16 protein-coding genes are annotated in these 18,860 nt (G+C 63.9%); 8 read left to right on the forward strand and 8 right to left on the reverse strand.

Translation table 11 applies throughout. The features are described 5' to 3' along the window. Positions 1-3 precede the first annotated feature (3 nt). Positions 4-978 (forward strand): CHAD domain-containing protein, encoded by a 975-nt coding sequence (locus JQ592_RS17705; protein ID WP_211404091.1) that lies wholly within the window; start codon positions 4-6, stop codon positions 976-978. Here JQ592_RS17705 and JQ592_RS17710 read toward each other — a convergent pair. After that, a complete protein-coding gene (locus tag JQ592_RS17710) occupies positions 975-2,813 on the reverse strand; it encodes a PHA/PHB synthase family protein (RefSeq protein WP_211404092.1) in 1,839 nt (612 codons plus the stop codon). The two genes, JQ592_RS17705 and JQ592_RS17710, sit on opposite strands and share 4 nt — an antisense overlap. Before the next feature lie 209 nt (positions 2,814-3,022). Here JQ592_RS17710 and JQ592_RS17715 point away from each other — a divergent pair, with 209 nt between their 5' ends. Next, positions 3,023-3,751, forward strand: coding sequence for a CBS domain-containing protein (locus JQ592_RS17715; RefSeq protein ID WP_211404093.1), 729 nt, complete (start codon positions 3,023-3,025; stop codon positions 3,749-3,751). A gap of 16 nt (positions 3,752-3,767) precedes the next feature. Here the strand turns inward: JQ592_RS17715 and JQ592_RS17720 are convergent, their stop codons facing one another. From JQ592_RS17720 to JQ592_RS17730, 3 genes are all read right to left on the reverse strand, one after another. Continuing rightward, entirely contained in the window at positions 3,768-4,226 is a 459-nt protein-coding gene (locus JQ592_RS17720; protein WP_433996423.1) for a RidA family protein, read from the reverse strand. Between the two features lie 21 nt (positions 4,227-4,247). Continuing rightward, on the reverse strand, positions 4,248-5,939 hold the full coding sequence (locus tag JQ592_RS17725) for a benzoate-CoA ligase family protein (RefSeq protein ID WP_211404095.1): 1,692 nt from the start codon (positions 5,937-5,939) through the stop codon (positions 4,248-4,250). A 148-nt stretch (positions 5,940-6,087) separates the two neighbouring features. Then, on the reverse strand, positions 6,088-6,579 hold the full coding sequence (locus JQ592_RS17730; protein WP_211404096.1) for a MarR family winged helix-turn-helix transcriptional regulator: 492 nt from the start codon (positions 6,577-6,579) through the stop codon (positions 6,088-6,090). A gap of 278 nt (positions 6,580-6,857) precedes the next feature. Between JQ592_RS17730 and JQ592_RS17735 the strand changes: the two genes are divergently transcribed. Then, positions 6,858-8,033: an ABC transporter substrate-binding protein gene (locus JQ592_RS17735; RefSeq protein WP_211404097.1), complete on the forward strand. Its 1,176-nt coding sequence runs from the start codon at positions 6,858-6,860 to the stop codon at positions 8,031-8,033. Between the two features lie 29 nt (positions 8,034-8,062). Beyond that, positions 8,063-8,518: a cupin domain-containing protein gene (locus JQ592_RS17740; RefSeq protein ID WP_018643141.1), complete on the forward strand. Its 456-nt coding sequence runs from the start codon at positions 8,063-8,065 to the stop codon at positions 8,516-8,518. Between the two features lie 9 nt (positions 8,519-8,527). Here the strand turns inward: JQ592_RS17740 and JQ592_RS17745 are convergent, their stop codons facing one another. The 4 genes from JQ592_RS17745 to JQ592_RS17760 all read right to left on the reverse strand — a co-directional run bounded on the left by JQ592_RS17745 (position 8,528) and on the right by JQ592_RS17760 (position 13,921). Further along, the gene (locus tag JQ592_RS17745; protein ID WP_211404098.1) at positions 8,528-9,778 is read right to left on the reverse strand and encodes a flavin-dependent oxidoreductase; all 1,251 of its coding nucleotides are present in this window, start codon (positions 9,776-9,778) and stop codon (positions 8,528-8,530) included. Between the two features lie 51 nt (positions 9,779-9,829). Then, complete coding sequence (locus JQ592_RS17750; protein WP_211404099.1) at positions 9,830-12,181, reverse strand: bifunctional salicylyl-CoA 5-hydroxylase/oxidoreductase; 2,352 nt, start codon at positions 12,179-12,181, stop codon at positions 9,830-9,832. 102 nt (positions 12,182-12,283) lie between these two features. Then, positions 12,284-13,120 carry an enoyl-CoA hydratase family protein gene (locus JQ592_RS17755; protein WP_211404100.1) on the reverse strand — a complete coding sequence of 279 codons (837 nt, stop codon included), beginning with the start codon at positions 13,118-13,120 and terminating at the stop codon, positions 12,284-12,286. A gap of 39 nt (positions 13,121-13,159) precedes the next feature. Further along, positions 13,160-13,921, reverse strand: coding sequence for an SDR family NAD(P)-dependent oxidoreductase (locus JQ592_RS17760; RefSeq protein ID WP_211404101.1), 762 nt, complete (start codon positions 13,919-13,921; stop codon positions 13,160-13,162). A 196-nt stretch (positions 13,922-14,117) separates the two neighbouring features. Here JQ592_RS17760 and JQ592_RS17765 point away from each other — a divergent pair, with 196 nt between their 5' ends. The 4 genes from JQ592_RS17765 to JQ592_RS17780 are packed head-to-tail and all read left to right on the forward strand — an operon-like array spanning position 14,118 to position 18,858. Next, entirely contained in the window at positions 14,118-14,933 is an 816-nt protein-coding gene (locus JQ592_RS17765) for an alpha/beta fold hydrolase (protein WP_211404102.1), read from the forward strand. A gap of 12 nt (positions 14,934-14,945) precedes the next feature. Further along, on the forward strand, positions 14,946-16,235 hold the full coding sequence (locus JQ592_RS17770; protein WP_211404103.1) for an acyl-CoA dehydrogenase family protein: 1,290 nt from the start codon (positions 14,946-14,948) through the stop codon (positions 16,233-16,235). A 2-nt stretch (positions 16,236-16,237) separates the two neighbouring features. Next, the gene (locus tag JQ592_RS17775) at positions 16,238-17,773 is read left to right on the forward strand and encodes a class I adenylate-forming enzyme family protein (protein WP_211404104.1); all 1,536 of its coding nucleotides are present in this window, start codon (positions 16,238-16,240) and stop codon (positions 17,771-17,773) included. After that, complete coding sequence (locus JQ592_RS17780; protein ID WP_211404105.1) at positions 17,770-18,858, forward strand: NAD/NADP-dependent octopine/nopaline dehydrogenase family protein; 1,089 nt, start codon at positions 17,770-17,772, stop codon at positions 18,856-18,858. The genes JQ592_RS17775 and JQ592_RS17780 overlap by 4 nt, the downstream gene beginning before the upstream one ends. The last annotated feature ends 2 nt before the right edge of the window (positions 18,859-18,860 follow it).

The raw sequence follows: 18,860 nt of genomic DNA on the forward strand, positions 1-18,860 counted from the left end.
AGGATGTCGCGACCCACCACGAGTTCGACGGCAGCCGCGCCCGCCAAGCCGGCGACGCGGCGCAATGTCCTGCCCGGCCGCCTCAGCCCCGGCATGGCCTGCGACACGGCATTCCGGATCATCGCCCGCCGCCATTTCGATGCCGTGCTCGCGCAGCATGACGGCACGTGCCGTGGCGACCCGGAGGCACTGCATCAGATCCGGATCGCGCTGACGCATCTGCGCACCGCCATCCGCTTCTTTTCGCCCATGGTCGACGACGGGTTGCGGCCAAACGTCTGGGCCGAGCTGAAATGGCTGAATAGCCAGCTGGGCATGGTGCGCGACCTCGACGTCGCGATCGACCGGGTCATAGCCGAGAGCGGCGGCGAGCTTGACGTGATTGCCGAACTCCAGCACTGGGACGAGAAACGCGCCGAAAGCCACCGCCTGCTGGCGCGCGCGCTGCAATCCGCGCGCTTTCGGCGCTTGGTCGAGCAGACCTCGGGCTGGATCGAGAGCGGCCCCTGGTCGACCCGGCGCAGCAAGGAGGCGGTCAGGTTGCGCCGATGCCCGCTGGCCGACCACGCGACGGCCCGCCTGACCGAGTGGGAAGAGACGTTGCTCAGGAAGGCCCGTAAGCTGCGCAAGCTCGACGTCGAGAAGCGTCACAAGCTGCGGCTTCTCAACAAGCGGATGACCTATTCGGTTGAGTCGCTCGCGGACCTGTTCGCCGACGAATCCTTGACCAAGCAGAAATCGATCCTCAAGCAATTGAGGAAGGCGCAGAGATCGCTTGGACAATTGAACGACGATGCGCGTGGGCAGGCGCTGGCCGCCTCGTTGAACGGCGCCGGCCCCGAGGCCGGCATTCGCTTCCTCGACCGCAAGCGGGAAAAGAAGCTATTGCGGACTGCCTCGAAAGCGTACCGGAAACTCGACAAGGCCAAGCCGTTCCGCTCGTCGGACCTTGCGCCGAACGCGCAGCCTGAAGACTAGGTGTGGACGTAATCGCCCGGCGCGTCGGGCAGGCCGTCAATGTCTCCGCTCCCGATCGACGGCGGATCGCAGGGCGCGCTTGAGCGCGCCGCCAGCCATTGGGTCCATTCAGGCCACCACGAGCCCTCGACGTGAGGCGCCAGCTTCAGCCACTCCTCCGGACCGACATAAGGCGCGTCCGCGGGCTTGGTCTTGATCTGGTAGTTGTGCCAGGACTCGTCAGGAGGCGCGACAACGCCGGCGTTATGACCGCCGCTAGTCAACACGAACGTCACGTCGGCGTCGACCTGATAGTGAATCTTGTAGACGGATCGCCACGGCGCGACATGGTCGGCAAGCGTGCCGACCACGAACATCGGCGTGTGAATGTCGGACAGCGAGACGCTCCTGCATTCGACGCGATAGCGACCTTCGGCCAGATCGTTGTCGAGGAACAGCTTGCGCAGATACTCCGAGTGCATGCGATAGGGCAGCCGTGTCGCGTCGGCATTCCACGCCATCAGGTCGCTCAGCGGCGAGCCCTCGCCCATCAGATAGTCACGCGACAGCCGCGACCAGATCAGCTCATTGGAGCGCAGCAGCTGGAACGCGCCGGCCATCTGTGTCGTGTCGAGATAGCCGCGCTGCCACATCATGTCTTCGAGGAAGGCGACCTGGCTCTCGTTGATGAAAAGCGTCAGTTCGCCGGCCTCCGTGAAATCGGTTTGGGCAGCGAGAAGCGTGATGGTGCCGAGACGGCTATCGCCGTCGCGTCCCATGGCGGCAGCGGCGATCGACAGCAAAGTGCCTCCCAGACAGTAGCCGAGCGCATGGATCTTCCGGCCCGGCACGATCCGACCGATCATGTCCAATGCGGCCATCACGCCCAGCTTGCGATAGTCGTCGAAGGCCACATCCCGGTCGTTCGCATCCGGATTGCGCCAGGAGATCGCGAAGACGGTGAAGCCCTGACCGGTCAGATACTTGACCAGGGAATTCTGCGGCGACAGATCGAGGATGTAGTACTTCATGATCCAGGCCGGCACGATCAGGATCGGCTCCGGCCGCACCTGCGCGGTCGTCGGATGGTACTGGATCAGCTCGATCAGGCCGTTGCGGTAGACGACCTTGCCGGGCGAGGCAGCCACCGTCTTGCCGACGACAAACTGATCGTCGGCCGCCGGCTTCGAGCCGGAGAGCAGGCGCATAACGTCGCTGCACCAGTTTTGCCAGCCGAACACGAAATTTTCTCCGCCGCTCTGGAACGTTTTTTCCAGAACCTGCGGATTGGTGGCCGCGAAGTTGGACGGCGCCAGCATGTCGAGCATCTGACGCATCGAGAACTCGACGATGGCTTCATTTGCGTGGGATACGCCGCGTATGCCGGTCGTGGCATCGTGCCACCAGCGCTCGGTGAGCAGAAACGCCTGCGCAAGCAGGTTGAACGGCGCGGCTTCCCATTGCCGGTCCTTGAAGCGGCGATCCCGTTCCTGCGGTCGAATGACGGACCACGGCTCCTGCGATGTCGCGTGCGCGGCAGCTTCCAGCAATCGCCCGGTATCGCGAAAAATATTGCGGGAAAGCTCCATCTGGTGCTGCGGCGCCGCCGCAAGATGCGCGCCCCAATCGAGCCAGGCGAGCGACAAGGCCACGGGCGAAATCCCGCCCGTGAACCGCGCCAGCACGGCATGAAACGCGCGGTCGAGCGGATACGAATCTGGTTCGGGCGGGCAATTGCAGGCAACCGGTGTCGCTGCGGCCCTTTCGGGAATCGTGGCAGAGACCTCGGCAACCGGCTTGGCGGAGGGAGCCTGCAGCGGCGCTTCGGCCCGTGGCAATATCTTCACGACGCTCATGGCTGATTGTTCCTGCGGGCTTCAGTTCTACGCCTGCAGCAGGATATGGCGACGCTTCCGCTGCGCGTTGAGCTGCATCAAATCCCGGAAGGGATCACGATTGCTCAATCAGGAAAAACGGCCTGGTCCGCTTGACCTGGGTCAAACCGCACCCCGACGCTCGGGCTAGGTTTTGCGCATTGAAATTCGACATGCCAGCGGAGTCTTCCATGCGCGCCCATCAGATCATGACCCGGTCGGTCATTTCGGTCACCCCCGACACCAGCATCGTGGAGGCGGCGAACATCATGCTGAAACGGCACGTCAGCGGTCTCACGGTGGTCGACGAGGCCGGCAAGCTCGTCGGCGTCGTCTCGGAAGGCGATTTCATCCGCCGCAGCGAAATCGGCACCGGGCGCAAGCGGGGTCGCTGGTTGCGGTTCATCCTGGGTCCGGGACAGTCGGCCAGCGACTTCGTCCAGGAACACGGCCGCAAGGTCTCGGAGGTGATGACCGCCTCGCCCGTGACCATCACCGAAGATACCGCACTTGCGGAGATCGTCGATCTCATGGAGCGGAACAACGTGAAGCGCCTGCCGGTGGTGCGCGGCGACATAGTCGTCGGCATCGTGTCCCGCGCCAATTTGCTGCAGGCGGTTGCGGGGCTCGCCCGGGACGTGCCGGATCCGACGGCGGATGACGATCACATTCGCAGCCGCATCATCGATGCCATGGAGAAGAACGACTGGTGTCCGTTCGGCCTCAACGTCATCGTCCGTGACGGCATCGTTCACCTCAGCGGCGTCATCACCGAAGAACGCGCGCGGCAGGCCGCGGTCGTCGCGGCGGAGAACGTCGAAGGCGTGAAGAAGGTGCACGACCATTTGTGCTGGGTCGACACCATGTCCGGCGTCTATCTGAACTCACCCGAAGACGACGATCTCGCCAAGGCAAGCTGACAAGGCGGACTGAAGCTCAGCGCGGAATGACGGCGGTCGCCTCGATCTCGACGCGAGCCGCCTTCTCGACCAGCCGCACGACCTGGACCAGCGCCATCGCCGGATAGTGCGCACCAAAGACGGCGCGATAGACCCTGCCGAGTTCCTTCAGGTTCGCCAGATATTCGTCCATGTCGACGACGTACCAGGTCAGGCGCACGAGATGTTCGGGGCGTGCGCCGGCCTCACTCAGGATCGCGGCGATGTTGCTCAGCGTCTGGTGGACCTGCGCGACGAATCCGTCGGCGAGCCGCTCGTCGGCATCCCAGCCGATCACGCCACCGGTGACGACGATCCGCCCTTCGGCAGCCATGCCGTTGGCATAGCCTTTGGGCACCGGCCAACCGGACGGCTGGAGGACCTGCGCCACCGAACCCGTGTCACTCTCATCGGCGGTTGGCAGCACCGCAAGCTGCGGGCCTTTCGGCGTCGTCACGGACAATTCTTTATCCTTCTCTCATTCTGCCGCGACGCCCGAGGACGTCGCTGCGGCCTGCGCGAGCTGTCGCAGGGCAAAGCGCTTCAACTTGCCGGTCTCGGTCTTCGGAAGTTGCGTCACAAACTCGATCGCGCGCGGATATTTGTAAGGCGCGATCTCGCGTTTGACATGCTCCTGCAATTCGGCCGCGAGCTGAGCGTCCTGCGTCACACCAGGTGCGGCGATGACATAGGCCTTGACGATCATCCCGCGTGCCTCGTCCGGCGCACCGACCACTCCACACTCGACGACGGCCGGATGCGTGAGCAGCGCCGCCTCGACGTCGGTGCCCGCGATGTTGTAGCCGGCCGACACGATCATGTCGTCGGAGCGCGACTGGTACCAGAAGTAACCGTCGCTATCCATCAGATAGGTGTCGCCGGTGATGTTCCAGCCGTTCTGGACATATTTGCGCTGCCGCTCGTCGGCAAGATAGCGGCAACCGGTCGGCCCGCGCACAGCGAGCTTCCCCATCGTGCCCGGCGGCACGTCATTGCCAGCATCATCGACGATCTTGGCTTCATAGCCCGGAACCGGCTTGCCTGTCGCGCCCGGACGGATCTCATCCTCGGTCGCGCTGATGAAGATGTGCAGCATCTCGGTCGAGCCGATGCCGTCCATCAACTTGATGCCGGTTGCCTTGAGCCAGGCATCGAATGTCGGCTTTGGCAGTGTCTCACCGGCCGAGACGCACTTCCGAAGCGAGGAAATGTCGCGTCCCGCAAGCTTGCCGATCATGGCGCGATAAGCGGTGGGCGCGGTGAAGCAGACTGTGGTCTTGTACTGCTCGATCGCCGTCAGCATGTCGTCCGGCGTCGTCTTCTCCAGCACCACGAAAGAGGCGCCGATATGCATCGGAAACAACACGCCGCCGAAGCCGAAGGTGAAGGCGAGCGGCGCCGAGCCGACGAAGCGATCCTTCTGCTCGGCCCGCAGGATGTTGCGCGCGTAGCCATCACAGACGGCCAGCATGTCGCGGTGGAAGTGCATGGTGCCCTTGGGATCGCCGGTCGTGCCCGACGTGAAGGCGATCAGGCAGATATCGTCGGACGCGGTGTCGACGGCCGTGAACTCGGGACTGGCATCGGCGATCAGCGCCTCGAGCGAGTCGGGCGCGCCATTGCCCCAATAGACGACCCGCTTGAGACCGGGCGCAGCTAGCTTCGCCTTCTCCATCTCGTCGGCGAGCTTTCCGTCGCAGAGCGCCAGCGTGATCTCCGCCTTCTGGATCGGATAGGATAGCTCCTTGGCGCGCAACAGCGGCATCGTCGCCACGCAAATTCCGCCGGCCTTGATCACAGCGAGATAGGTTGCGACCATCATCGGATTGTTGGCCGAGCGCAACAGCACGCGCCCGCCGGTGACGAGACCGAGCTTGCCGACCAGCACATTGGCGATGCGGTTCACGAGCGCCTGCAGCTCGCGATAGGTGTAGCTCACGGCGGGACTGATGACGCAAGGCGCATCGCCATGGCCCTGCTCGACCCAGCGATCGAGAAAATAGCTGACGCAGTTCAATCGCGGCGGATAGTGCAGCTCCGGCCGCGTGAAGATGAATTCGGGCCAGCACTCGCGCGGCGGCAGATGCTGTCGCGCGAATGTATCGACATGGGCCGTCGCGGCGTTGCCGTCACACGAGCCCGACGCTTGAACCTTGGCGGCGTTGGCCATCGCACGCTCCTTTGCGCATGGAAAGCACCCGGCAGCACTATCTGGGAAACATTTTAGGCTTAAAACAATTTGGCGCAATAGCGGATTTTGGGCATCCCGTGCATTTTGCTGCGGCAAAGTGGGATTGGCAGACCGGTCGACAGTGGTCCTAAGGCCGCCTGCGCGCGGCCGATTTCTGCGCCGACGCCTTGGTCTTGGCGAGGAGGCGCATCAGCTCGCGCACGTCCTTCGGCGTCAGGTCGGCGAAGAGATCGGCGATCCAGGTCTCGTGTTCCGCTGCCATCCTGCGAAACTCGGCGCGGCCGAGCTTTGTGAGGCGGATCACCTGGACGCGGCGGTCGGTCTCCGAGGTGCGTCGGTCGAGATGGCCTGATTCCACCAGACGCTCGACGAGACCAGTGACGTTGCCGTTGGAGACCATCATGCGCTTGGAGACGTCGGACAGCGTCATGCCGTCGGCCGCCTTGTCGAGCTGCGCCATCAGGTCGAACCGGGGCAGCGTGACGTCGAAGCGCTGCCGCAGCCGGCCGCGCACCTCACCCTCGATCAGGGTGGTGCAGGTCAACAAGCGCAGCCACAGCCGGAGCTCCTCGGCATGGTCCTCCGGTGTCTCGACGGCCTTGGTCTCGGAATCAAGCATCTGATGCAGTCATTGACGGCAGGCATTGGCGCCGGCACGGATTCCCCAACGTTTTGAGCTTCAAATAAATTGAAGCCGGCCGCAAGTCCAAAGCTGCAGCAATCGACCGCACGTCGATTTCTTTAGGCTTCAAATAATTGGCGCGCCGCTTGCATGCGCGCTGTGCCGCGGGATGGCGACGTCTTGAGCCTTGCTTGCCGCGGCAGCCATCATCGGCATAAGCTTGGATTGAAGTGCACGGCTTGCTGCGCAGGCCCTGATGTCACGAGGGACAGACAATGAAAATGCAATTGACCTTGGCCGCAGCCACCGTGCTGCTCGGCACCGCAATGAGCCCCGCCCTCGCCCAGGAGAAGATCAAGCTCGGTGTGATCGTGACCCTGTCGGGGCCCGCCGCCGCGCTCGGCCAGCAGGTTCGCGACGGCTTTGCGCTCGCGGTGAAGGACCTCGGCAGCAAGATGGGCGGCCGCGATGTCGAGGTCGTGGTGGTCGACGACGAGCTCAAGCCCGACGCGGCGGTGACCAAGGTCAAGGGCCTGCTGGAGCGCGAGAAGGTCGATTTCGTGGTCGGCCCGATCTTTTCCAACATCCTCCAGGCGATCCACCGGCCCGTGACGGAATCGAAAGTGTTCCTGATCAGCCCCAATGCCGGGCCGTCGACCTTTGCCGGCAAGGACTGCAACCCGTTCTTCTACGTGACGTCGTATCAGAACGACCAGGTCCACGAGATCCTCGGCAAGGTCGCGCAGGATCGCGGCTACAAGCGCATGTACCTGATGGTGCCGAACTATCAGGCCGGCAAGGACTCGGTCGCCGGCTTCAAGCTCGACTACAAGGGCGAGATCGTCGAAGAATCCTACATGCCTCTGAACACGCTGGATTTCCAGCCGGAGCTGTCCAAGATCTCCTCGCAGAAGCCCGACGCACTGTTCACGTTCATGCCGGGCGGCCTCGGCGTCAATCTCGTCAAGCAGTACCGCCAGGCGGGCCTCGCCGACAACATTCCGGTGCTCTCGGCGTTCACGGTCGACGAGTCGACGCTGCCGGCGCAGCAGGACGCGGCCGTCGGCATGTTCGGTGGCGCGAACTGGGCGCCCAATCTCGACAATCCCCAGAACAAGAAGTTCGTCGCGGCCTATGAAGCGGCCTACAACGTCGTGCCCGGCACTTACGCCTTCCAGGCCTATGACGCCGCGATGCTGATCGACAGCGCCATCAAGGGCGTGAAAGGCGACCTCTCGAACAAGGACGCTGTCGGAGCCGCGCTGAAGAAGGCGGATTTCACCTCGCTGCGTGGCGCTTTCAAGTTCAACACCAACGGCTATCCGATCCAGGATTTCTACCTGACCAAGGTCACCAAGCGTCCGGACGGCAAGTTCCAGACCGAGATCGCCCAAAAGGTCTTTGAAAATTACGGCGACCGCTATGCCAAGGACTGCAAGGCGGCAAACTGAGGCCGCACGTCGCGTTAAGGAGGACTGCAATGAAGAGCGAAATCACCGGCATCACGCGGGCCAATGAGGGAATTCAGGGCATTTCCTGGAACATCCTCGGCCAGACCTACGTGCCGAAGAGCTATGCCGAGAACAGCTTCTCCTGGCATGCGACGCTGCCGCCGGGCACGTTCGTGCCGCCGCACATTCATCCCGACCAGGATGAGTATCTCTACATGCTGGAGGGCAAGCTCGACTTCGTGCTCGGCAATTCGGAGGCGCAGGCGACTGCGGGCGATCTGATCCGTCTCGGCATGGGCGTGCCGCACGGCATCTTCAACAAATCGGAGCAGACCGCAAAGGTGCTGTTCTGGGTCTCGCCGAGCCGCAAGCTATTCGACCTGTTCTGGGGCCTTCACAACATGAAGGAGCAGAAGCCGGAGGACGTGGTGGCGATGGCAGCCGAGTTCAACATCCACTTCCTGCCGCCGCCTCCCGGCGGCTAGCGGCGTGCGTCAGGCGCGCACCGCCGCAAGTCCTGGCACTGCGGCGAAGCCTGCCTTTGTGGCATAGCCGCGCACGATCGCCTCGCGCTGGGAATAGCTCAGCACGTTGTCGACATTGTCGAAGCCGTCGGGCGCGAGCTGCTCGACGGCATCGATGACGCCCTCGGGGCCGCCGCGGCGGTTGGAGCGGACGATGTCGGCGGTCATCGGCAGGCGCTTCTTCTCATATTCGACCAGCGCCTGGCGCGGATGCTCGGCGCGCACGAGCGCATCCGCGAGGCAGCGCGCATCGAGAATCGCCTGTGAGGCCCCATTAGAGCCGACCGGGTACATGGGATGCGCGGCGTCGCCGAGCAGCGTGACGCGCCCGGTCGACCAGTAAGGCAAGGGATCGCGGTCGCAGGTCGGATATTCGTAGAATTCCGGCGTTGCCGAGATCAGGCTCTTCACGTCGATATAGGGCACCGAGAAGCGCGCCACGTGCGGCATCAGCTCCTCGCGGCGGCCTGGCCGCGACCAGTCCTCCTTGCGTGGCGGCGGGGCATTGCCCTCGCCGACCTTCACCAGCACCGCCCAATTGGTCAGTCGGCTTGCAGGGCTCGATCCCTCCGCGATCGGATAGATCACCACCTTGGCATTGAGGCCGCCGGCCACGATCATCGATTTGCCGGTGAGGAACAACGGCCAGTCGCGCGCACCGCGCCACAACATCAGGCCGTTCCAGCACGGCGGCCCCTCGTTCGGGAACAATGTCTCGCGGACGCGGGAATGAATGCCGTCGGCGCCGATCAGGATATCGCCACGCGCAGTGTAGATGTGCGCGCCGGCACGATCGAAGAAATAGGCGGTGACGCCGCCTTCGTCCTGCGTGAAGGCACCGAGCCGACATCCGGTGTGGATCGCGTTCGCACCGAGCCGCTCCTCGACGGCACGATGAATGACGCCCTGAAGGCGACCGCGATGGATCGAGAATTGCGGTACGTCGTGGCCGGCGTCGATGCCGCGCGCCTCGCGCCACACCTCCTGGCCGTGCCGGTTGAGGTAGTAGAGCTGATCGGTGCGGATCGCGACGTCGTCGAGCTTCTGGAGCAGGCCGAGGCCGGCGAGCTCTCGCATGGCGTGTGGCAGCGTGTTGATGCCGACACCGAGCTCGCGAATGGTCTCGGCCTGTTCGAAGACCTCGCAATCCAGGCCGCGCGAGCGGAACATCAATGCCGTCGTGAGACCACCGATACCGCCACCGACGATAATCGCCTTCATCGCCCAAACTCCACTCGAAACACAGGCAATGGGTTAACGTCGCACGGGCGGTCACTCCGCCGCAAGCGGCTTTGTCGCCTCCGCCTTCAGCTCGGCCCGGGTCTTGGGCTTAGCCTTAATTCTCAGCTCCTCGAGATCCTGCCGGTCGCGCACGCTGTTGCGGAAAATCTGATCTTTTCCGGGCAGATATTGCGGGGGACAGAAGGCGTCGTTTGCCCCGTACCAGGCCGCCGCCTTCATGGTGAAGAAGGGGTCGACCAGATGGGGGCGCCCGAGCGCGACGAGATCCGCCCGGCCGGCCGCCAGGATGGTGTTGGCTTGATCTGCGGTCGTAATATTGCCGACGCACATGGTGGCGACCCGCGCCTCGTTGCGGACCTGGTCGGAGAACGGCGTCTGGAACATGCGCCCATAGACCGGCTGCGCGTCACGTACCGTCTGGCCGGTCGAGACGTCGACGAGATCAACGCCGGCCTCGGCGAAGGCGCGCGCAACCGCAACCGCATCGTCGCCGTTTATCCCGCCGTCCGCCCAATCGGTTGCGGAAATGCGCACCGACATCGGCTTGTGCGACGGCCAGACCGCCCGTAGGGCCTCGAAGATCTCAAGCGGGAAACGGAGGCGATTTTCGAGCGAGCCGCCATACTCGTCCGTCCGGGTGTTCGTCAGCGGCGAGATGAAACTCGCGAGCAGATAGCCGTGGGCGCAGTGCAGCTCCAGCATGTCGAAGCCGCAGCGTTCGCCCCGTTCGGCCGCTGCAACGAAAGAATCCCTCACCGCATTCATGCCGGCGCGATCAAGCTCGCGCGGCACCTGGCTATCCGGGAAATAAGGTAGCGGCGATGCCGAGAACACCTCCCAGCCGCCCTGCTCCAGGGGGCGGTCCATGCCGTCCCACATCAGCTTGGTCGCGCCCTTTCGGCCGGCATGGCCGAGTTGCAGGCAGAACTTTGCGGCCGAGTTGCCGTGGACGAAATCCACGATACGGCGCCACGCCGCCTCCTGCTCGTCATTCCACAGGCCGGCGCAGCCGGGCGTGATCCGGGCATCGCGACTGACACAGGCCATCTCGGTGAAGATCAACCCGGCGCCGCCGATCGCGCGCGAGCCGTAATGCACGAGGTGGAAGTCGGTCGGCACACCTTCCTTCGCCGAATACATGCACATCGGCGACATCACCGCGCGGTTGGCGATCTCCATCTCGCGCAAGCGGAACGGCTGGAACAGCGGCACCATCGGTTTATTGGTGTCGACGTCAAATCCGCCGTCGCGAACGCGCCTGGCAAACGATTTATCAACCTCCGCGACGAAGTCCGGGGCGCGCAGTTTCAAATTGTCATAAGTAATCGCCTTCGAGCGCGTCATCACGCCGAAGGCGAACTGCACGGGGTCGAAATCCCAGAAGCGATCGACGTGTTCGAACCAGACCAGCGAGACGTCGGCGGCATGCTGCGTCTTTTCGACCTCCTCACGGCGGCCGTGCTCGTAAACCTCCAGCGCAGCCTTGATGCTGGGCGCCCTCTCCATCGCTTCTGCCAGTGCGATCGCATCTTCCATCGCGAGCTTGGTGCCCGAGCCGATCGAGAAATGCGCGCTCGCCTTGGCGTCGCCGAGCAGCACCATGTTGTCCTTGACCCAGCGCTTGCTGCGGATCATCGGGAAATTGCGCCACATCGAGCGGTTGGTAAGCAGCTTGTGGCCATCGAGGAACCAGCCGAAGATGTCGGCCATCCGCGCGGCGGACTCTTGCTCGTTCAGCCCGGTCAGCCCTGCCCGCTCGAAGGTCTGCGGATCGGTCTCAAAGATCCAGGTCGAGTGCCCGGCTTCATACTGATAAGCGTGGGCGATGAACGGCCCCCACTCCGTTTCCTGGAAGATGAAGGTGAAGGCATCAAGCGGCCTGGTCGAGCCCATCCAGGCGAACTTGTTGGCACGGACGTCGACCTCCGGCTGGAAATAGTCGACGTATTTTTCGCGGAAGCGACTGTTGATGCCATCGGCGAGCAGGATGAGATCGGCATCGGCGAAGCGGGATTCGTCGTCGATATCCACCTCGAACTGCAGCGCGACGCCAAGCTCGCGCGCGCGCTCCTGGAGGATCAGGAGCAGCTTCTGCCGCGAGCAGCCGCAAAAGCCGTTGCCGCCGACCCGATGCACCGTACCGCGGAAATGCACGGCGATGTCATCCCAATAGGCGAATTCCTGGGTGATGCGGCGGTAGCTCGGAAGGTCGTGCTTCTCGAAATTGTCGAGCGTGGCATCGGAGAACACCACACCGAAGCCGAAGGTGTCGTCGGGCCGATTACGCTCGTACACGGTGATGTCGGCCCCCGGACGCTGCTTCTTGAGCAGGATCGCAGCGTAGAGACCTGCAGGTCCGCCACCGATGATCGCGACTTTCATGGGAGCCTCGCCAATTCAACCGGCCATGAAAACTATTTTAAGCCTAAAATAATTTCACGCAAGTCCCCTTCGCCGGCTTGGCTGCGGATAATAGCAGCCGGCTCAGTCGCCCCTGAAGACCGGCTTGACCTTGTTGGCAAATGCCTCGAACGCGCGCTCGAAATCCGCCGTCGTCATGCACAGCGCTTGGGCAACGGCTTCCGCCTCGATCGCCTCCTCCACCGACATCGCCCATTCCATCGCCAGCATCCGCTTGGTCATGGTGTTAGCGAAGGTCGGCCCTTCCGCGACCTGCTTGGCAAGGATTTGCGCCTGCGGCAGCACTTGTTCCGGGGTGACGATGCGGCTGAAGAAGCCCCAGCGCTCGCCTTCCTCCGCGGTCATAAACCGGCCGGTATAGAGCAGCTCGGAGGCGCGGGACTGCCCGATGATGCGCGGCAGGATCGCGCAGGCGCCCATGTCACAGCCGGCAAGGCCTACCTTGTTGAACAGGAAGGCGACCTTGGTACCGCTGGCCGCGAGGCGCATGTCCGAGGCCATGGCGACGATCGCGCCGGCGCCGGCGCAGATGCCTTCGACCGCAGCCACGATCGGCTGCGGACAGGCTCGCATCGCCTTGACGAGGTCGCCGGTCATCCGCGTGAAGGCGGTAAGCCCCTTGGTGTCCATCTTCACGAGCGGGCCGATGATCTCGAAGACATCGCCGCCGGACGAGAAATTGCCGCCGGCGCCGGTGACGACGATGGATTTGACTGCATCGTCAAACGCGCAGGCGCGGAAGAAATCCGTCAGCTCCCGGTAGCTTTCGAACGTCAGGGGATTCTTTCGCTCGGGACGGTTGAGCGTCACCATCGCGACGCCATCGACCACGGCTAGCAGGAAGTGCTGCGGCGAATAATCCGCGAGCGGTACGGTCACGGGATTGGCTGGTCTGCTCATATGTTCTCCTTGGCCGTCCTGTTCTGAACCCACGTCACGCTAGATCTCACCACCGGCAATCGCGATCGCCTGCCCGGTGACCGCTCCGGCGCCCTCGCCGCACAACCAGAGCACGGCGTCAGCCACCTCCTGCGGTGTGATCAGCCGCCCTTGCGGATTGTGCCTAGCGAGGTTCGCAATCGCCTGCTCCCGACTCCGGCCCGTCTTCTTCATGATATTTTCGATGCTGCCGGCGACGAGATCCGTGTCGGTGAAGCCGGGGCACACGGCATTCACCGTCACATTGCTGCCGGCCATCTCGAGGGCGAGCGAACGCACGAGCCCGACCACAGCGTGCTTGGCCGCAGTGTACGCGCTGACATAGGCATAACCCTTGAGGCCGGCTGTCGACGCGACCGCCACGATGCGTCCATAGGAGCGATCCTTCATCCCGGGCAATACCGCGCGGATAGCATGGACCACGCCCATGAAATTGACGTCCATCATGCGCGAAAACAGGGCACTGTCCGATTTCACGAACGGCGCGGATTCGGCGCTGCCCGCGTTGGCGATCAGGATATCGATCGGCTGCCGCACACTCGCCTCCATGATGGCAGCGTTCAGCGCCACCTCGTCCGAAACATCAGCGACGACCGCGAAATGCGCGGCTCCCGCCTTGATCGCCTCTTCGAGAGTTGCGGCGTTCCGACCGAGCACCGTTACCGTTGCGCCGGCCTCAACGAGAGCGGCTGCGATCGCGCGGCCGATGCCGCGGCCGCCACCGGTCACCAGCGCGTGCGGCGATTGCGGCAATGCGGACATGCGCGGGCTCCTCGGGATCTGCTGATCGCTCTTTCGGATATATTTTAAACTTCAAATTTTTGCAACGAAAGCGCCGATTGGCGCCGTGAACAGCTGCGCGCCACGGACGGCCCGGAAATTGCTTTAAGTATAAAATTATCTCTTTCCATCCCCCACAGGCCTGTTAGCATCACGGGGCCAAGCAAAAGGATGTCGCGTGTCGCAGCCTGCGCCAATGATAACAAAGGACGAACGCTTCGCCTATGAAGCTGCGGGCGCTTCCGATGCGATACCCTTGATCTTTCTGCATGGCATCGGCGGCGCGGCGCGCGCCTGGCGGCACCAGCTAGCTACATTCGGCAACCGCTTCCGCGCGATCGCCTGGGACATGCCCGGGTATGGCGGCTCGGCGCCGCTTGCCAGCGTCAGTATCGCCGCCCTGGCAGATGCGCTCCAGCAATTCATCGAGCAGCTTGGTGCGACCAAGCCTATTCTGGTCGGCCATTCCATCGGCGGCATGATCGTTCAGAAATGGCTGGTGCAAGCGCCGAAACTGGCGCGTGCAGTCGTCCTGGCGCAGACCAGCCCGGCGTTCGGTAAGGCCGATGGCGACTGGCAGAGATCGTTCATCGCGGCACGGCTCGGGCCGCTCGACCGCGGCGAGACGATGAAGTCGCTGGCGCCTTCACTGGTGAAGGAACTTGTCGGCGACGATCCTGATCCCAAGGGAATGGAGCTTGCGCGCGAGTGCATGGCAAGCGTGCCGGAGGCAAGCTATCGCGCCATGATGCTGGCCCTGATCGGATTCGATCAGCGCAGCACGCTCAAGGATATTTCCGTTCCGACGCTGCTGCTGTCCGGCTCCAAGGACAATAATGCGCCGGCGCCAATGATGGCGAAGACGGCGACCTATATCCCTTCCGCCGAATATATCGAACTCGCCGGCGTGGGCCATCTCGCCAACCTCGAGCGGCCTGGCGCCTTTGATGAGGCGCTCGGCCGGTTCCTGAATTCCGTCGCGACCAAAGCGTAAGGTGACTACGCAATGACCATGCAAGTCAGCAAGACTATCGGCGCGAGCGACAAGGTCGCGCTGGATGCGCCGATCTTCGACCCCGTCGCATTCCGCCTGAGCGACGAACAAGCTGGTATCATCACGCGCGCGCGAGAGATCGGTCAGAGCGTGTTCGCCGGCCGCGCGGCGACCTACGATCGCGAGGCGATCTTCCCGACGGAGAATTATCGCGATCTGCACCGCGTCGGCCTGCTCGGTATCGCCGTCCCCAAGAAGCATGGCGGGCTTGGTGCGAACTACCAGACCTATGCGCTCGCAGCCGCCGAGATCGGCCGCTATTGCGGCGCGACGGCACTGACCTGGAACATGCATGTCTGCTCGACCCTGTGGTCGGGGCCCCTCGCCGACGATCTCGACATGGATACGGAAACCCGCGCCGAGCACGAGCGGCGGCGCGCGGTCCATTACAAGCGCATCGTCGAGGACGGCGCGATCTATTCGCAGCCCTTCTCCGAGGGCGGCGCGGCGGCCGCAGGCGGCGTTGCCTTCGGCACGGAGGCCAGGCCGGTGGAGGGCGGCTGGATCGTCAATGGCAAGAAGATCTTTGCATCGCTCTCCGGCCACGCCGACTACTACGGCGTGCTTTGCACCGAGATTGAGGAAGGCGAGAAGGCCTCGCGCCGCAATACGCTTTACCTCGCGATCTCCGCAAAATCGGAAGGCGTTTCCGTTGTCGGCGACTGGGATCCGCTCGGCATGCGCGGCACCGTCTCGCGCACGCTGCTGTTCAAGGACGTATTCGTCCCGGAGGACGCGGCGCTGATGCCGCGCGGCGTCTATTTCCAGGCTGCGATGCGCTGGCCGCACATGTTCCTGACGCTGTCGCCGACCTATATGGGCCTTGCGCAAGCAGCCTATGATTTTACGTTGCGCTATCTGCGCGGCGAGGTGCCGGGCATGCCGCCGGTCAAGCGCCGGATGTACCCGACCAAGCAGATCGCGGTCGCGCAGATGCAGATCAAGCTCGAGCAGATCAAGTCGGTCTGGTTCCAGGCAGTCACCGAAGCACGCGCCAATCCGAGCAAGGAGCAGGTGTTGCGGGCTTATGCCGCGCAATATTCGGTGATGGAAGGCGCCAATGAGCTCGCGGCGCTTGCGATCCGCACTTGCGGCGGCCAGGCCATGCTCCGGTCACTGCCGCTGGAGCGCATTTACCGCGATAGCCGGTGCGGCTCCCTGATGCTGCCCTGGACGGCCGAGCTTTGCCTCGACCGGATCGGGCGCGAGGCGCTGTACGAGGCCGGCGAGACGGACGACTGACGGTGGACCTCTGTAGTCTGATCGACCGCAACGCGGCGTTCGCGCCAGACAAGACGGCGATTGCCTTCGAAGGCGAACGGCTGAGCTATGCGGCATTCGCCGCGCGCATCGAGCAGACGGCTACGGCCTTGAAGCAGGAGCTCGGCGTCGGTCGCGGCGACCGCGTCGCGATCCTCAGCCTGAACCGGCCGGACTATCTGGTCCTGCTTTATGCCTGCGCGCGGCTCGGCGCGATGCTGGTGCCCTTGAACTGGCGGCTGGCGGTCGCCGAGCAGCTCTTCATCCTCAACGATGCGGGTGCCAAGGTGCTGGTGCTCGAGCAGGCATTCGAGGGAGTTCTGCCGGAGCTTGCGCAGACTGCGCCGGGCGCCGCAGTCATCGGCTTCGATTTCACGCCTCCTCGCGGCACGACGTTCGAAAGCCTGCTGGCCCATGGCGAAGGCAACGGCCGCAACCCGCACACCGATCTCTCCTGCCCGCTCCTGATCGTCTACACGTCGGGAACGACCGGACGGCCGAAAGGCGCCGTGCTGCGCCAGGAGGCGCTGTTCTGGAATGGCGTCATGAGCCAGCACATGCACAACATGACGTCTGACGATCATGTGCTGACGGTGCTGCCATTCTTCCACGTCGGCGGCCTCAACATCCAGACCACGCCGGCGCTCCAGCTGGGCGCAACCGTCACGATCCATACGCGATTTACGCCGGATACGGCGCTCGCCGCTATCGAAAACGAGCGGCCGACACTGACCGTGATGGTGCCGGCGATCATCCAGGCCGTGAGCGAGCATCCGGATTGGCCTACGACCGATCTGTCTTCACTCAAGGCCGTCGCCACCGGGTCGACCATCGCGCCACCGCACCTGATCGAGCGTTTCGTCGCTCGCGGCGTCCCGGTGCTTCAGGTCTACGGCTCGACGGAAACTTGCCCCATCGCGGTCTACACGCGGCTTGGCGGCGATCTCTCGCGTGCAGGATCGACTGGACTTGCCGGCTTGTGCTGCGAAGCGAAGGTGATCGACCAAGCCGGCACTGAAGTGCCGGCGGGCACGCCGGGCGAAATCGCGGTGCGCGGCCCCAATGTGTTTTTCGAGTATTGGGGCAACGCGGAGGCCACACGCGATGCGCTGCACGACGGCTGGTATCGCACCGGCGATATCGGCCTGTGCGACGCCGACGGCTATTTCTGGGTGCGCGACCGCAAGAAGAACATGATCATTTCCGGCGGCGAGAACGTCTATCCGGCCGAGATCGAACGCGTTCTGCTCGAACATCCCGATGTCAGCGAATGCGCCGTGATCGGCCGACCCGACCCGCGCTGGGACGAGGTGCCGATCGCCTATGTCATCCGGCGGTCAGGCTGCCGGCTCGAAGCGGACGAACTGAGAGTGCATCTTCAGGCCCAGCTCGCGCGTTACAAGGTTCCGCGTGAGATCGTCTTCGTCACTGACCTGCCGCGTACGGCGCTGGGTAAGGTCCAGCATTTCCTGCTGAAACAGCTTGATGCGCGCTCGCGCGCGCAAGGAGAAGCATCTTGAAGATTGCGGTTTTGGGTGGGGGAAACGGCTCTTTCGCGGCCGCTGGCGATTTTGCGCTGTCAGGGCACGAGGTCCGGCTCTGGCGCCGGAACGCAGATCAAGTCGCGGCACATCGCGCCGCCGGCTCGCGCGTCCTGGTGAAGGATCACAACGGCCGCCACGACGTAGAGCTGGCATTGGTCACGACCGACATCGCCGAAGCCGTCAACGGCGCCGAACTGATCCTGTGCCCTGCCCCGGCTTTTGCTCAGCCGGATATTGCCCGGCTCCTCGGGCCGCATCTGCGGGACGGACAAGTCGTGTTCCTGCCGCCGGCGACATTCGGCTCGATGGTCTTCGCACAGGCCGCACGCGAGGCCGGCAACCACGCCCAGGTGAGCTTTGCCGAGACCGGCACGCTGCCTTGGCTCACCCGCAAGCATGGGTCGTTCGAAGTCGCGATCACCATCCGCGCCAAGCGGCTTCCGGTCGGGGTGTTCCCGCTGGACCAGGCTCCACATGCGCTCGAACTGATCGGACGCGCCTTCCCCGATGCGATCGAACCATGCGGCGATGCGCTGTCTGGCGCGCTGATGAATGCGGGTCCCATCATCCATCCACCACTGATCGTGATGAACGCCGGCCCGATCGAGCATTTCGAGCGATGGGACATCCACAAGGAAGGAACGCAAGCCGCGATCCGCCAGGTAACCGACGCACTCGACGCGGAGCGGATCGCGGTGCGCGAGGCGCTCGGCTACGGCGCACCGCATTTTCCCCTCGCGCATCACTACGCGAAGGAAGGCGAGATCTGGATGTACGGCCGCGGCTCGCATGACCGGCTGACCGATTCCGGCGACTGGCGCGAACGCATCGTGCTGACCGAGCACCGCTACATGCGTGAGGATTTGCGGCTTGGGCTATCGCTGCTGGTTTCCGTCGCCGGCCTGGCGGGCGTGGCCACGCCGCTGGCCAAGGCTTTCCTGGCGATCGGTGGCGCGATCTGCGGCGAGGATTTCGCGCAAGGCGGCCGAACGCTCGACACGCTTGGCCTTGGCAACCTGAGCAAGTCCGAATTGCAGACGCTGCTTCGCAACGGATTCTGATC

The sequence above is a fragment of the Bradyrhizobium iriomotense genome, from assembly GCF_018129405.1.
Lineage (GTDB): Bacteria > Pseudomonadota > Alphaproteobacteria > Rhizobiales > Xanthobacteraceae > Bradyrhizobium > Bradyrhizobium iriomotense_B.